The sequence below is a fragment of the Cellulosilyticum sp. WCF-2 genome (assembly GCF_003990395.1).
In the GTDB taxonomy this organism is placed as follows: Bacteria; Bacillota; Clostridia; order Lachnospirales; family Cellulosilyticaceae; genus Cellulosilyticum; species Cellulosilyticum lentocellum.
In genome coordinates, this window is record NZ_CP034675.1 from 3741421 (window position 1) to 3757649 (window position 16229).

Genomic DNA, 16229 nt, shown 5'->3' on the forward strand with positions numbered 1-16229 from the left:
TTCTAGTTGTTTCAAGGTTTTGCTTTATGTCGACCTCTCAGGTATAGTTTGAAATAACTCAATTAAGAATGATATTAAGGCAAATAAAAAAAGATGTCTCATTTTGTCAATGTCATTAAGTTAAGATGACGAAAAAAGATCTCTATACCAATCAAATGGTATAGGGATCTTTTTTTGAAAAAGTAGTTGACAAGACAAAGAAAATGTGTGGCCGCTCTCACTACTGATTGAATAAAGAGGTAGTGAGAGCGGCCCTTGTAATTAAAGGAAACTTAGTTACAAGGAGGACACATATGAAACCCAAACAAATTAAAAAGCTTTTAGTAGATGAAATCCAAAAGTTAGCTGACAATCCGCAAGATTATTGTACCAATCCAGGTAGTGATTTTTTACGCAAAAGAAAATTGCCCATGAATAAAATTTTAGCTGGAATTATTGGAATGGGAAGTGGGAGCCTTACAAACGAATTATTAGATCTATTTGGTGCATCTGCAGATACACCCACTTCTTCTGCGTTTGTTCAGCAGAGGAAAAAGATAAAGCCCGAAGCGTTTAAGAAGATATTTGACGGCTTTTCAAGTAAACTTATAGATAACTTTAATGAAGATATGCCCATACTTGCTGTTGATGGGTCTGATGTACAGATTCCTACCAATCCTGATGATTTAAATTCATTTCATTCTGGAAAAGATGGAAGAAAATCATATAATCTTCTGCATATAAATGCGTTGTATAATATAAATTATTCTATTTATCATGATGTGATAATACAAAAATCTAAAGAAAAGAATGAACATAACGCTCTACAAGAAATGGTTGATCGTTCTGAAATTCCTAAAGCACTCGTGATAGCTGATAGAGGTTATGAATCTTTCAACAGCATGGCTCACATTCAAGAAAAAGGATGGTTCTTTCTTATTCGTGTCAAAGATGGAATTAATGGTATAAAGAATGGATTGGATTTACCCAAAACAGACTGTTTTGATATTGATATTTCTTTAAAACTTACAAGAAAGAAAACGAATGCAGTCAAAGAACTTTTCAAAGACAAAAATCATTATCGAAGTGTTTCTTCAGCCCAACCGTTTGATTATTTACCACTTAAAAACAAGAAATCTGAACCTGCTAAATTCTATGAATTACACTTCCGAATAGTGAGATTTCCTATTTCAGAAACTTCCTATGAAACAATAGTTACAAATCTAAATAGTGAAAAGTATCCTCCTGATGAGGTAAAAAAACTGTATGCTTCTCGTTGGGGGATTGAAACATCTTTTCGAGATTTGAAATATACGATTGGAATGTTAGATTTTCATTCAAAAAAGGTGATGTGTATCCAACAAGAAATCTATGCACATATGATAATGTATAACTTTGCAGAAATGATTACCTCCCACGTAGTCATTGAAAAAAAGCAAAGAAAGCATACATATAAAGCAAATTTCTCAGTTGCAGTGCATATGTGTAGGTTATTCTATCATGGAAAAGCAACATCACCTGATGTAGAAGCCATAATTGCAAAAAATCTCATTCCTATAAGACCTGATAGGCATAGGGAACGAAACTTAATTGTTAAGATTTTTCATGGCTTCCTTTATAGAGTAGCATAAATCTTTGTAAAAGAATATAAATTTTGAGTCAGATGCAAATCTGTCTATTTGTGGTACCTGGAAATAGAAAAAGAAGCTGAAGAAATAAATCTTCAACTTCTTTTCCTAGGGATGCGTTTCTATCACAATGTTAACTTAATGACATTGCTCATTTTGTAGACATCTTTTTTATCAAGAAGTTTATTCTTTATTTATGCAATAGGATGAAGATTCAATTCTTCTGTTGTTAATGACCTATTTTCATCTAAAATGGTTTGTGCAATATTAGAGGCATGGTCTGAAATACGTTCCACATTACTAACTGTATCTAAGAACACAATACCGGCCAAAGAGTCACAAGTATTAGAAGCAAGACGTTTCATATGGCGAGAACGTAATTTTGCTTCCATGGCATCTACGTTTTCTTCTAATGGTAACGCATTTTTTGCAATGGTCTTATCTCCAAACTCATAGGCTTGAAGTGATAATTCAAAGCATTTAATAGCTGTATCTGTAATCTCTTTAAGCTCATCTATAGCTGTTTTAGAAAAATTCAAGTCTTTTTCAATTAAGCTTTGCGCCAATTCTGCGATGTTTTCTGCATGGTCGCCAACACGTTCAATGTCACTTACAGTATGGAATAATCCTGTAATGACTGTATGTTCATGTTCCGAAAGAGAAACATTACTTAATTTAACGAGGTAATGATTAATGCCGTGTTGCAATTGGTTGATAATTTTTTCGCGGTCGAAAACTTCTTGTATTTTCTTTTCATCCTTCTCAAATAATGCTTGTACTGCTACTTTTGCATTTTGTTCTGCAATATTACCCATACGTACGACTTCTTTAACTGCATTTTCTACAGCAAAGGTTGGTGTTTCGAGGATACGCTCATCCAGATGCTGAAGTTCTCCTTCTTCAGCCGTATCATTTCCTGGAATAATATGTTCAGCCAGATAAACAAGTACACTTGCAAATGGGAATAATAAAAAGGTATTAAGCACATTAAATATAGTGTGAACCATACTAATATGTGTCACTTCAATGCTCACAGAACCTAGTTCTGGTGCTACAAACTTAAAGCCAATTAGCGCTATAATTGCAAATAGAACTGATCCCAATAAGTTAAATAAGAAGTGAACTGTAGCTGCTCTTTTAGCATTTTTACTAGCACCTATACTAGAAAGGATGGCAGTAATACAAGTTCCTATGTTTTGACCTAAAATAATGTAAATCGCTGAATCCCAAGGTACAAGGGCAGCTGTCGCTAACGCCTGCAGAATACCAACAGAAGCTGAAGAGCTTTGGATAACCGCTGTTACAAGAGCACCTGTCAAAATACCTAATAGTGGATTTTTACCTAATATGATAAAGGCATTTTTAATTTCTTCTAATCCACTTAGTGGTTTAGCTGCATTACTCATCATATCAAGTCCTAAAAATAAAGCACCAAAGCCAAAAATAATTTGACCAATATGTTTTGCACTTTGTTTCTTAGCAAACATTGTCATAACGACACCAATAATAATACAAATTGGGGCTAGAACAGATGGTTTTAAGAAACTTGTCCATTCTCCTAAAGAAACAATCCATGCCGTAACAGTTGTTCCTATATTCGCTCCCATAATAACACCTACAGCTTGTTTAAGGGACATTAAACCTGCGTTAACAAATCCAACGACCATAACCGTAGTAGCTGACGAACTTTGTATCAGAGCAGTAACACCTGCACCTACTAATACACCTAAAAAGCGATTATTAGTAAGAACTCCTAACAAATTCTTCATTCTGCTACCAGCTGCTTTTTGTAGACCTTCTCCCATATACTCCATACCGAAGAGAAATAATCCAAAGCCTCCTAAGAAGCCTAGGGCCACATTAAGCCAGTTTATATCATTCATCATTATCCTCCCAAGGTTGTTTTACATTCAGACTCATTTTATCATCATCTTTTTTGATAAACAAGTTCTATTTTAAATTTCATAAAAAAATTTTTTTCTAGCTATTTTGACTTTTTTCATGTTTCCTTGTAATATCTAAGGTTAGCCATTTTAAAAGAAGCATTCTTTTTTGTCTAAGGTAGGATTATTGATATGATTTTATTCTTCACTGGCTAAAATTCTATTTTCATCTAAAATAAGCATGGCGATATTGGAAGCATGATCTGAAATACGCTCTACATTACTAATCATGTCCAAAAAGAGAATACCTGCTAAAGGATCGCAGCGCTCTTCTACTAAACGCTTCATATGTCTAGAACGTAATTTTTCTTCTAACTTATCTACTTGCATTTCTAACGGTAAGACTTGTTGCGCTATACTTCTATCACTAAATTCATAAGCTTTAAGCGCTGTTTCAAAACAATTCAGTGCTATGCTAGAAATATCTTTTAATTCTTTTTGTGCCTGCTCTGAAAATTTCAAGTCTTGTTCTTTTAAACTAACTGCTAACTCTGCAATATTATCCGCATGATCACCTACACGTTCAATATCACTTACCATATGAAAGAGTCCTGTTACTGTTAAATGTTCTTTCTCAGAAAGTGAGGCATTACTTAATTTAACAAGATACATGTTAATACTTTGTTGCATAGCATTAATGCTTCTTTCTCTATCAAATACTTGCTGTATTTTCTTTTCATCTCTTTCAAAAAGAGCATTAATAGCTGTATCTACATTTTGAGATGCCATACGTCCCATACGAATAACTTCTTTAATAGCATTTTCAATAGCAAAGGATGGTGTTTCTATAATTCTTTCATCTAAATGTTGTAAACCTTCTTCAGACTGTTCCTTTCCTTTAATAATGTGTTCAGCCAGATATACCAGCGTGCCTGCGAAAGGAAAAAGTATTAATGTATTAAGTAAATTAAAGGTCGTATGAACAATACTAATATCTGTAATATTAATTAATATATTTTGGTATTGTGGTACAAGAAATTGAAAAGCTATAATTGCCAAAATCATAAATATAACAGAGCCAATCAAATTAAATAAAAAGTGGATGAAAGCAGCTCTTTTTGCATTTACACCTGCACCTATGCTTGATAAAAGAGCAGTCACACAGGTACCAATATTTTGTCCTAAAATAATATAAATAGCCGAACTCCAGGGCACAAGCCCCGCCAGTGCTAATGCTTGAAGAATGCCTACTGAAGCCGAAGAACTTTGTATAATAGCCGTTACAACAGCTCCGGTTAGAATACCCAAGAAAGGATTGCTACCAAGCACCACAAACAGATTGCGTACACCTTCTAGTCCACTTAGGGGTTTAGCTGCACCACTCATCATATCAAGACCTAAAAATAAACCACCAAAACCAAATAAGATTTGTCCTATAGACCTTGCTTGTGACTTCTTAGCAAACATCATTAAACCAACACCTGCGACAATAAAAATCGGAGCTAAGACAGAAGGCTTTAAAAACTGAGTCCACTCACCTAAGGAGACAATCCATGCTGTTACCGTAGTTCCTATATTAGCTCCCATAATCACACCTACAGCTTGGGTTAAAGACATAAGCCCTGCATTTACAAAACCTACTATCATAACTGTAGTTGCCGATGAACTTTGTATCAAAGCTGTTACACCCGCTCCTACAAGCACACCTAAGAAACGATTACTAGTAAGGATACCTAGTAAGTTTTTCATCTTGCTACCGGCCGCTTTTTGAAGACCTTTCCCCATAAATTCCATGCCAAATAAGAAGAGGCCAAAGCCTCCTAAAAAATTCAAACCCAATTCAAGCCAATTTATTTCTGCCATACAATCCTCCGGTTAAATACGATTTATAGTTAATATTTCACATCCGGCAATTTTTATAACTTTTTTTGAAATAAATATGAAAATAAAAAACAAGTAATGAACAGGATTAATCTTTTTCCTGCTATTACTTGTTTTAATATCTAAGCTTTTATTTTATTATTTAAGCCTTTTTTCTTATAAAATCGTTCCGCCACCAATAAGCTTGTCCCCATCATAAAGTACAAGTGCTTGTCCAGGCGTAATGGCACGTTGCTTTTCATCAAAGATACACTGAATTGTATCTTCATCTATCATTTTTATCGTACAAGGTTGTGGTGCTTGATTGTATCTGATCTTACCTAAACAGTGCATTTCACCCTCTAAATGTTCAAAAGGCATGAAATTAACTTGATTAGCCGTTACCGTTGTATCAAATAAATCCTCATTATCTCCAATAACCACTTCATTGGTTTTTTGATTAATACGTTGTACAAAGCCTGGTTTGCCTAAAGATAAACCTAAGCCTTTTCTTTGGCCAATGGTATAATGAATAATCCCTTTATGTTTACCTAATACTTTGCCGTCTTTATTAACAAAATTACCTACTACTGGTTTTTTGCCGGTCTCTTCTTCAATATATTTTGCATAGTTATTGTCTGGTACAAAACAAATTTCTTGACTATCTGGTTTAGTAGCCACAGCAAGTCCTATTTCTTTTGCAATAGCTCTTACCTCATCCTTTGTATAGTCTCCTAAAGGCATTAAAGTATGAGCTAATTGATGCTGTGTTAAATTATAAAGGGCATAAGTTTGGTCCTTTGCTAAAGTTTTAGACTGTTTAAGACTATAACGTCCCGTTACTTCATCTCTAATGACTCTAGCGTAGTGACCTGTTGCAATATAATCTGCTCCTATTTGCAATGCTTTTTGTAGCATAGATTCCCACTTCACATAGCGATTACATGCAATACAAGGATTAGGTGTTCGTGCATTTTGGTATTCATCTAAAAAGTAATCTATGACATGCTTTTTAAAATCACTTCTAAAGTTAACTACATAGTGAGGTATATCAAGCTTTTGGCAAACTCTTCTTGCATCATCTACAGCAGAGAGACCACAGCAACCACCATCACTGTCTTCAGGCGCTCCTTCTTGCCAGATTTGCATAGTCATCCCAATGACTTCATAGCCTTGCTCTTTTAAAAGATACGCCGTAACCGAGCTATCTACACCCCCTGACATACCTACTACTACTTTCTTCTTAGTCGTTTCACTCATTAGCAACAACCAGAACCTTCTTCATGATCGTGGTCGTGATGATCATGGTCATGTACGTCTGCTACTGGTTCTTTTAACCCTTCAATAGTAATATTGTTCTTTTTCGCATAATCCCAAAGTGCTGCGTGAAGTGATTCTTCTGCAAGTAGTGAACAGTGCATTTTTACTGGTGGAAGGCCATCAAGAGCTTCTGCTACTGATTTATTTGTAATCTTTAAAGCTTCTTCAATGGTTTTGCCAATAACAAGTTCTGTTGCCATTGAACTTGTTGCTACAGCTGCACCACAACCAAATGTCTTAAATTTAGCATCTTTAATAATACCATCTTCTATTTGAAGATATACTTTCATAATATCTCCACATTTTGCATTTCCTACTGTACCAACACCACTAGCATTTTCAATTTCACCAACATTTCTTGGATTCATAAAATGATCCATAACTTTTTCACTATACATATTTTTCACCTCTTATGATTAATAAGTTTTATGAGCCTTTGTATCTCTCGTTTCTAAATACTCATTCTGTACTTTTACTATTTATTCTTCATTGTATTTCTTAATTTTTTATTCTTACTTCTTTCAACTATATCTTTTTAACTCTTCATTCTTATTTATTATTTCTTCATTGCATTCTTAACTTCTTCCCAAAGTGGAGACATATCTCTCATTCTTTGAACAATAGCTGGCATTTTTTCAAGTACTACATCGATTTCTTCTTCTGTGTTTTGTACACCTAAAGTAAATCTAATAGAACCATGTGCTTTTTCGTGTGGAATACCTAAAGCTAAAAGTACATGGGAAGGATCAAGAGAGCCTGATGTACAAGCTGATCCACTAGATGCTGCAATACCATTCATATCAAGTAGAAGCAAAAGTGACTCACCTTCTACATATTCTACACCAATATTAGCATTATTAGCCAAACGCTTTGTTGGATGTCCATTTAATTTACAATAAGGTATAGATTCTAGTAAACCTTTAATAAGTTTGTCACGAAGTTTTGTCATTTTTTCAATCTTCGCATCAAAGTCTGTATAAGTTAACTCCATTGCTTTAGCAAGACCTACGATACCCGGTACATTTTCTGTACCTGCGCGACGTCCTCTTTCTTGCCCACCACCATGGATTAAGTTTTCAAGTTTTAGGCCTCTTTTAATGAATAAGACACCCATTCCTTTTGGGCCATTGATTTTGTGACCTGATAAAGAAAGTAAATCAATGTTTTGGTCTTTCACATCAATCCTCACTTGACCTACAGCTTGCACAGCATCCGTATGGAAAGGAATTTTGTGTGCTTTAGCAACAGCACCAATTTCTTTAATTGGCATAATGGTACCAATTTCATTATTAGCGTACATGATGCTAATTAAAATAGTTGTATCTTTGATAGCTGCTTCTACCGCTTCTGGGCTTACTAAACCATTATCATCTACATCTAGATAAGTCACCTCGTAGCCGTGCTTTTCTAGATATTCACAAGTATGAAGGACTGCATGATGTTCGATTTTAGTAGTAATAATATGATTACCTTTATTTTTATGAGCTTCTGCAATTCCTTTAATTGCCCAGTTATCTGCTTCTGAACCACCGCTAGTAAAGAATATCTCATTTGTTTGTGCCCCAATATATTTAGCAATTGTTTCTCTTGATTCATCAAGAGCTTTTTTATTCATTTGAGCAATTTGATAAACACTAGATGGGTTACCAAAGCTTTCTGTAAAATAAGGAAGCATTGCTTCAACGACTTCTTTACGTACAGGGGTTGTTGCTGCATTATCAAGATATATTTTATTCATTTTATGACCTCCCTTAAATCTTCTTAAATGTAGTAACTTTGCGCTGCATTTTCATTGATTTTTTCATAATCAGCCATAAGCTGATCTAAGGTAATATTATCGACTACTCGGTCAATACTATCCCTTATTTTTTCCCAAACTGATTTAGTTACACATTTACCATCTAAAAAGCAATGTGTATTACCATCTTTACAAGTACAATCTGTAGGAGCTAAAGACCCTTCTAGAGCTCTTAAAATTTCTCCAATTGTAATCTCTTCGGGTGCTTTTGCTAAAGCATAACCACCTTGGGCGCCTCTTTGGCTTATCACCAATTTATTTTTCTTAAGGAGTGCCATAAGCTGCTCCAAATAATTTTCTGACATTGAAAGCCTCTCTGCTATGCTTTTAAGAGATATGTGTTTTTCCTTTGAATAAACACCTAAATCCACCATAGCTTGAAGACCATATCTCCCTTTTGTGGATAATTTCATTTCCCCACCTCCATTCCCTACTTTACTACTAGGAATTATATTCCCTAGCTTATCACTAGGAATTATATTTGTCAATACTTTATAGCGCTCGATAAATTGCTTTTAAATTTTAACTTTTTGTTACTTTTTGTGTGTTAAGAACACATCAAAAAAGCACATTCCTTGTAAGCAATAAGGAACGTGCTTTTTACTTATTTATAGTCATAATAACAAGTCAGTTAGCATATATTTTAGAATAGTTAAATAGATTAGATATTTATATCTTTAAATGAGCTTAGAGCTTAATAATAATATATTCGGAAATATACTACCACTAAGTGACTTCTACACACTTTACCGGCTATAAGTGTGTTAGGGCTATCTTTGGCATACTGCAAGAGGGTAAGTCCTAAGCTCACTATTTTAAATAAATTGAGGTTTACTTCTTATTTCCCTTCCAAAAGGGGATACTATACCATTTTAACATCTATGGTATATACTATTCTCTTCTCTACTCATGTGTGATACTTTTTTAAAAATATTTTTTAATATTTTATTCCTTACTTACCTTATTTTATTCAAGTACAAAACTATTTTGTGCCACTTTTTTTGACAAAATTTTTCTAACTGAACGATTAATTCTTTCTTCCGTCAATCTTCCTTCTTTATAGCCTTCCACAAGAGCAATATAAGCTTTTCCTATGTCAGCCGGCATTAAACAAATGTCATTTTCCGCCTCTATACAAAGCAGCGCTGCTTCTTCTACTGAATATTGATTTTGAATAGCTCCCATATCCATAGCATCTGTCATTAATAAAATGTTATCACAATCATAATGCGCTAAGATATAATTTCCCCATATAGGTGACAAAGAAGCAGGTAGACTATCATCTACTGTTTTCACCATTAGGTGTCCTCTCATTAAAGCTCCTACTCCTGATTCAAGTGCTTTTGTAAAGGGAATGAGCTCCTCTAACTCTAGCTCTTCTAGACTCTTGTTAATATAAGCTAATCCTTCATGAGAATCCTCAAGGGTATTACCATGTCCCGGGAAATGCTTCAGTACAGGTTGAATCCCTTCCTGAATTAAACCTTCTGCAAAACGAATCACCATAGGTGTGACAGTCTCCGCTGTTTCTCCAAAGCTTCTTTTTCCAATCACTGTATTACCAGGTTCATTATAAATATCTGCTACAGGTGCAAAATCCATATTAAATCCTAGGCTTTTTAATAATTTTCCCATCCTTGTAGCTTCTTTATAAGCTAACTCAGTATCTCCTGTTTCTCCGATACTAAAGGCTATTTTAAAAGGAACTTCATTTATTTGACTATTACTTCCTACCCTGCTCACACTCCCTCCTTCTTCATCTACACCTATAAAAAGAGGAATGGTGCTCATTGCTTGTAGATCACTAATAAGTTCTTGTGTCTGTTTTGCCGTTACTATGTTTTCTTTAAAAAGAATAATGCCGCCTACCGGATAAGTAGTAAGAAGCTTTTTTACTTCTTCATTCATTTGAGTGATTGGCTCTCCCTGCTGATCTTTACGAATGGCAATCATAAAAAGTTGTCCTATTTTTTCTTCTATAGTCATTTGCTGCATATAAGCTTCTATCTTTTCTTCTAGCGTTATTGTTTCTTTCACTTCTTGTTCTTCTTCCTTTATACTTGCTTTTGGTGTTTCTTCTTTTTGCTCCTCATTAAGCTTTTGATTGGATTGCTTTTCTACCTCATCTGTCTTATCCTTTATTTCATCTGATGCTACGCTTTCCTTTAAGCTACTATCACTATTTGTACAGCCTACTACTAGCAATACCATGATTAACCAAAATATCCGAATATATCTTTTCATATAACCTCCTGTATAGAATCCGTATAGAAACGGACAAACCTGTTTCTTTTATTGAATTTTTAAGCTATACTGTATATAATAAATTATTTAAGGAAGTGAAATCTATGCATCCAAGTGAGGATCCAGAAATACTTAAAAGTGTTCTATATGATAAATCTTGTACCTGCCCCCTTTGTGGCAAAGCTTTTACTACTAAAACCATTAAATTAGGTAAAAACCAAGTAACTTCTATTGATGAGGATCTCTATGCTCATTATTCTACGGTTAATCCCTTACATTATGATATCATTGTTTGTCCTGAATGTGGTTATAGTGCTGTAACAAAAAACTTTTCTTCTTTGCTATCTAAACAAAAAGAATGGTTAAGTGCTCATTTTTATAGAGGAAGTCAAATTCCGGCCTATGGTGAATATACCACTATTGATGAGGCTATTCATAAACATAAAATTGCTCTTTTAGCATGTATAACACGCAAAAGCAAATTAGGTGAACAAGCTTATCTCGCTCTACATATTGCCTGGCTTTATCGTGACAAAGGAGATGATGCAGAGTCCAAGAACTTCTTAAAGCGAGCTTACGATGGCTTTGCTGAAGCATTGACTAAAGAAAATTTTCCTATTCTAGGTTTAGACGAAGCAACCCTACTTTATATGTTGGCAGCCATGGCTCATGAACTTAATAAACTAGAAGAAAGTAAACAATATCTCTCTTCTGTTATTACTATGCCAGGCTTATCTCCTCGCTTAAAAGACCATGCTTTAAATCTAAAAGAAAAGTTATATGAGAAAAGATAACTATCGATCTAGTTAACTACAAAAAATGGGAGGACTACACCAATTAGGATTGTAGCACTCCCATTTTTATCTTTTTATGTTATTTACCAAGCCGGATATTTCTTAAGCCATTCGTCACTTTCTTCATAAAAGGTAACTAAATCCTCTGCTAAGTGTTCAATCTCTCTACTTAATTCTACGCCTTCTATCCATCTAGTAGGAATAGCTTCAATTCCCAAATAAGCGCCTAATAAACTGCCCACAATAGCTCCCACACTATCACTATCACCACTATGGTTAACAGCTAATCTTAAAGCTGCTTCAAAATCTTTAGGATGAGCAAGTGCTGCATAAACAGACATGGCTAAGGCTTCATGTGCCATAAAGCCCTTTCCTAAACGTTCCATTTGTTCATGGTTTGGTTCTCCTTCTTTGACTAAAGCAATAGCCATTTCTAGAGCTGCTACCACTTCTTCGCTTCCTGGTTTTTCCTTAATATAGGTTAGTGCCTTTTGAACGGCTACTTCTAACTCATCATCTTCCACTAAATAATGAATCATAAGTGCTAGTGCACCTGCTGATAAATAAACACTTGGTGAACCGTGAGTAATCGCTGCCGAACGTACTCCCAGTAAGAAAGCTCTTTCTTCATCTTCAACAAGACCAATCGGTGCTACTCTTACCATTCCACCACAGCCTTTACTATCATTAAGCGGCTTTTCTAGTGTCCCCATGATCCCTTTTCCTAAAGCAGTTAAACAGGTGACCCCTGGCTCGCGGTAAGCATGCAACCTTCCTACCTTAATAAGCCATCCATCATAGTCCTTCTTATTCCAATGAGGTGTATTTAACCCTTGTGTATGAAGCCACCTTAAATAAGCTCTAAACAAAGTAATGGTTGTACCTTCTAAAGTTCTTTCATGATCTTTTCTCTTAGCTCTTGTCACACTACGTAGTAATCCTTCTGCTGTAAATAATGTTAACTGTGTATCATCAGTAATTAATGCATAACGTTGCCCGCAAGGAATATCTAATTCCTTTACACCACTTGCTCCATAAACTTTAACAATATCACTATACTGCATAAACTCTATTGGTGCTCCTAACGCATCACCAATAGCGCTGCCCATTAAACAACCATAAAAATTAGCTATACTACGTTTCATATGAGCCCCTCCAGTTTTATACTTTGGAATTATAATTAAATTTTAACAATCTTTAGAGCATTTTTCAATGTTTTTTATAAATTTTGTCAAAATTAATAGAGGTATTTTTTAGAATCTTCTTTTTTATAATCCATTATTTATGGTCTTTTGTTTATATAGTAATACCCTTTTACCGCTATGGGCACTTGTATTTGAACTAATCGATTTGATATTTTGTAAACAAATAAGAATTACTGAATGCTTTCCTTTAGATTATCTCCCAGCCTTTTTATGGTAATTAAATTTTCTCTCATTTCGTTAAAACGTTTGTTTTGTATACGTGTCGCATTATTCACTTCTTCTGCCATAGCAGTATGTTCTTCGGAAATACTAGCTAAAACATTAGTTTCATCATTCATCTTTATAAAGACTTCTAAAATAGTATGGATACTATCTACTTCTATGGCAATCTGGCCATTAAGCGTTTCTACTGCTTCTACTAAATGATTAAATACACCCTTAACACTTTTTACTGCCTCTACCCCTGTTGCTGTAGCTTTACTTCCCTTTATAACTTGTTCTTTAGTAACAACTGATTTTTCTTGTAAAGAAAGAATGATTTCTCTAATCGCATCTACTACTTGGCTACATTCTTCAGCCAAATTTTTAATTTCATCTGCAACTACGGCAAATCCTTTTCCAGCTTCCCCTGCCCTAGCTGCTTCAATTGAAGCATTAAGCGCTAATAGATTGGTTTGTCTAGCAATCCCTGTTATGGCATTTAAAAATTCACCAATATGTTCAATCTTATTTTCTAGCTCTAGTACATTATTTAAACTTGCTTCAACTGCTTCAGTTATTTCTTGCATTTGTTGATTCATATCTTCAATTGTGATGTGACTATTAGCTACCTCTGCATCAATAGTCGTGCTTACTTTGCTCATCTCATCTGTTGTTTCTTTTGCAAAGCTCATTTTATCTTCTGCATCTTTCATCCACTCTGTCAGCTTAACAATTCCTTTAGCTTGTTCCTCTGTTCCTTGAGCCGTCTGTTCTATAGAAATTGTAATTTGATGATTTACTTCATTTAAGCTTTGTATAGCTTCGTTAACTTGATAAATATTTTGATTGAGTACTTCTGTATTCGTACCAATTGTTTGCACCGCTTCTTGAAGCTTCCTTACCATTTCTTGGCTTTTCTTTGCATTTTCCATACTATAGCGCATGTATTCTCCACCCCATTTAGCAATAATATAAAAAATAACTAAACCAATTTCAAAAATAAGCAGGCCCTTAACACGATAATATAAACTGAAATCCTTACCTAAAAGTGGCAATCTCATCATAAAGCTTCCTATTACAAGAAACAAATTAATAACAATGGCATAAACCATAAGTATCTTTGTATTAAAATATAAAATCACTAAACTTGAAGTCGTTAGTAAAATAAGTAGACTTGTATCTGTTCCATTCTCTGCTACAGCCACTATTAAACCAACTAAAGCTGGTAATACGATAAGTATAACTCCTTTTAAAACCATTCCAATATTCCTACTTTTTACAACGATAGTTGCTAATATAGGCGTAGCTAGAATAATCCAGTCTTCTATACTAATACCTTTACTTCCTATCACTTTTTGTGCAAAAAGTATCACAGATATGATCCATATAAGTCGCCCAACAAAAGTATGCACCTTTCTTTCATCATATTGCTTCATCTCACTTCCCATAATGAGCCCTCCTTCTAGATTCCCTAATAATTCATACTTATTATAGTGGATTTTCTTTACATCTTCTACACTCTAGATAAATTTTTGACAATAATATAGTTTTTTTTAATGTTATGTGCAAGAATTTTAAAATTAATACCTTTTATTCAATAAAAAAAGGCCATAGGCCTTTTTTTACTTTTCTTATTAATCTAAAATAATGTTGTCAATAGCAGCTCCTGGAGCTACCATTGGTAATACTTTTTCATCTTTATCAATATGGCAGTTAATAACAACTGGCTCCCTATTTGTCCATGCTTCTTCAAATGCATTTACAAATTCATCTTGAGTCGTTACGTCATAAGCTTTTACACCATAAGCCTTTGCTAATAAAATAAAATCTGGCCCGCGATCTAAGTCTGTTTGAGAATAACGTTTATCATAGAAAGAAGTTTGCCACTGTCTTACCATACCTAAGGTTGTATTATTCATAATAACAATAATAACTGGTACATTATAATGAGCAATGGTACAAAGCTCATTACAGTTCATTCGGAAAGAACCGTCTCCTGCAATATGCACCACACGTTCATCCGGTCTAGCAATTTGTGCACCTATACTTGCACCTGTACCATACCCCATAGTTCCCAAACCACCTGAGCTAATAAAGATTCTAGGCTTTGTATATTTATAGAACTGAGCAGCCCACATTTGATGCTGACCTACCTCTGTAGTAATAATAGCTTCACCCTGAGTTTGATCATAAATATTATTCATAATAAATTGTGGTCTAAGCGTATCACCACTTTGATACGTATATTTAAACTTATCCCTCCAACTCTGGATCTTTTCTAACCACTCTTTATTTTCTTGTTTTGGAACAAGTGGTATCAGTTTATTTAAAACTTCCCTTGCATCACCAATAATAGATGCCAAAGCAGGGACATTCTTACCCACCTCTGCTGGGTCTACATCAATCTGCAAAATCGTTGCATGAGGCGCGAACTTATTGACATCACTTACAACGCGGTCACTAAACCTTGCACCAATAGCAATAAGTAAGTCACACTCTGTGACACCTTTATTAGATGCAACACTACCATGCATTCCTATCATTCCAGTTGAAAGTGGATGTGTTTCAGGAAAGCCACCTATACCCATTAAAGCCGTAGCTACTGGAGCTGAAATCTTTTCAGCAAACTGTAACAATTCCTTTTGTGCGCCACTAGCAATAATGCCCCCTCCACTATAAATGAAAGGTCTTTCTGCATTTTTAATTAAGTCCACAGCTATTTGAAGATTTTTCTCATGTATCGTTTCAGTAACTGGTAAAATGCTTTTTGGCACTTCATATTCATAGTCATATAAAGCAGCCGTCACATCTTTTGGAATGTCTACAAGGACAGGTCCTGGTCTACCTGACTGCGCAATATAAAAAGCCTCTCTAAGGGTTTTAGCTAAGTCCTTTATTTCTTTAACGATATAATTATGTTTGGTGATGCACATTGTAATTCCTGCAATGTCTACTTCTTGGAAACTGTCTTTTCCAATGAGTGAATTAGGCACTTGCCCTGTAATGGCCACCATTGGTATAGAATCCATATACGCTGTAGCTATACCTGTTACTAAGTTTGTAGCTCCTGGTCCTGAGGTGGCAATACATACACCTACTTTTCCTGTTGCTCTTGCATAACCGTCAGCTGCATGTGAAGCGCCTTGTTCATGAGCTGTTAGTATATGATTAATGCGGTCACTATTTTTATATAAGGCATCATAAATATTAAGTGCCTGCCCTCCTGGATATCCAAAAACAGTATCTACTCCCTGTTCTACTAAGCATTCTATAATAATTTGTGCTCCATTGATTTTCATGATACGCCCCCTTTGCCA

At 34.8% G+C, this 16229-nt stretch carries 12 protein-coding genes; 2 read left to right on the forward strand and 10 right to left on the reverse strand.

The genetic code is table 11. The features are described 5' to 3' along the window. The first annotated feature begins 293 nt into the window (after positions 1-293). Positions 294-1610: an IS4 family transposase gene (locus tag EKH84_RS16950; protein ID WP_127065015.1), complete on the forward strand. Its 1317-nt coding sequence runs from the start codon at positions 294-296 to the stop codon at positions 1608-1610. A gap of 191 nt (positions 1611-1801) precedes the next feature. Here EKH84_RS16950 and EKH84_RS16955 read toward each other — a convergent pair whose 3' ends face one another. The 7 genes from EKH84_RS16955 to EKH84_RS16985 form a co-directional block, all read right to left on the reverse strand. Continuing rightward, on the reverse strand, positions 1802-3490 hold the full coding sequence (locus tag EKH84_RS16955; protein ID WP_127067213.1) for a Na/Pi cotransporter family protein: 1689 nt from the start codon (positions 3488-3490) through the stop codon (positions 1802-1804). Between the two features lie 198 nt (positions 3491-3688). Further along, positions 3689-5353: a Na/Pi cotransporter family protein gene (locus tag EKH84_RS16960; protein WP_127067214.1), complete on the reverse strand. Its 1665-nt coding sequence runs from the start codon at positions 5351-5353 to the stop codon at positions 3689-3691. A 174-nt stretch (positions 5354-5527) separates the two neighbouring features. Continuing rightward, positions 5528-6610: a tRNA 2-thiouridine(34) synthase MnmA gene (gene mnmA / locus EKH84_RS16965; protein ID WP_013657819.1), complete on the reverse strand. Its 1083-nt coding sequence runs from the start codon at positions 6608-6610 to the stop codon at positions 5528-5530. Next, positions 6610-7068, reverse strand: a complete 459-nt coding sequence (nifU, locus tag EKH84_RS16970) for a Fe-S cluster assembly scaffold protein NifU (protein ID WP_013657820.1) — start codon at positions 7066-7068, stop codon at positions 6610-6612. The genes mnmA and nifU overlap by 1 nt, the downstream gene beginning before the upstream one ends. Positions 7069-7226: 158 nt before the next feature. Beyond that, on the reverse strand, positions 7227-8408 hold the full coding sequence (gene nifS / locus EKH84_RS16975) for a cysteine desulfurase NifS (RefSeq protein WP_127067215.1): 1182 nt from the start codon (positions 8406-8408) through the stop codon (positions 7227-7229). A gap of 23 nt (positions 8409-8431) precedes the next feature. Then, positions 8432-8881: an RrF2 family transcriptional regulator gene (locus EKH84_RS16980; RefSeq protein ID WP_127067216.1), complete on the reverse strand. Its 450-nt coding sequence runs from the start codon at positions 8879-8881 to the stop codon at positions 8432-8434. A 553-nt stretch (positions 8882-9434) separates the two neighbouring features. Then, positions 9435-10712 carry a glycoside hydrolase family 3 N-terminal domain-containing protein gene (locus EKH84_RS16985; protein WP_127067217.1) on the reverse strand — a complete coding sequence of 426 codons (1278 nt, stop codon included), beginning with the start codon at positions 10710-10712 and terminating at the stop codon, positions 9435-9437. 104 nt (positions 10713-10816) lie between these two features. Between EKH84_RS16985 and EKH84_RS16990 the strand changes: the two genes are divergently transcribed. Then, complete coding sequence (locus EKH84_RS16990) at positions 10817-11506, forward strand: DUF2225 domain-containing protein (RefSeq protein ID WP_127067218.1); 690 nt, start codon at positions 10817-10819, stop codon at positions 11504-11506. Between the two features lie 83 nt (positions 11507-11589). Here EKH84_RS16990 and EKH84_RS16995 read toward each other — a convergent pair whose 3' ends face one another. The 3 genes from EKH84_RS16995 to ilvB all read right to left on the reverse strand — a co-directional run bounded on the left by EKH84_RS16995 (position 11590) and on the right by ilvB (position 16211). Beyond that, the gene (locus EKH84_RS16995) at positions 11590-12651 is read right to left on the reverse strand and encodes an ADP-ribosylglycohydrolase family protein (RefSeq protein ID WP_127067219.1); all 1062 of its coding nucleotides are present in this window, start codon (positions 12649-12651) and stop codon (positions 11590-11592) included. Positions 12652-12881: 230 nt separating this feature from the next. Continuing rightward, the gene (locus tag EKH84_RS17000) at positions 12882-14360 is read right to left on the reverse strand and encodes a methyl-accepting chemotaxis protein (protein ID WP_127067220.1); all 1479 of its coding nucleotides are present in this window, start codon (positions 14358-14360) and stop codon (positions 12882-12884) included. A gap of 186 nt (positions 14361-14546) precedes the next feature. Continuing rightward, positions 14547-16211 carry a biosynthetic-type acetolactate synthase large subunit gene (gene ilvB / locus EKH84_RS17005; RefSeq protein ID WP_127067221.1) on the reverse strand — a complete coding sequence of 555 codons (1665 nt, stop codon included), beginning with the start codon at positions 16209-16211 and terminating at the stop codon, positions 14547-14549. Between the last annotated feature and the right edge of the window lie 18 nt (positions 16212-16229).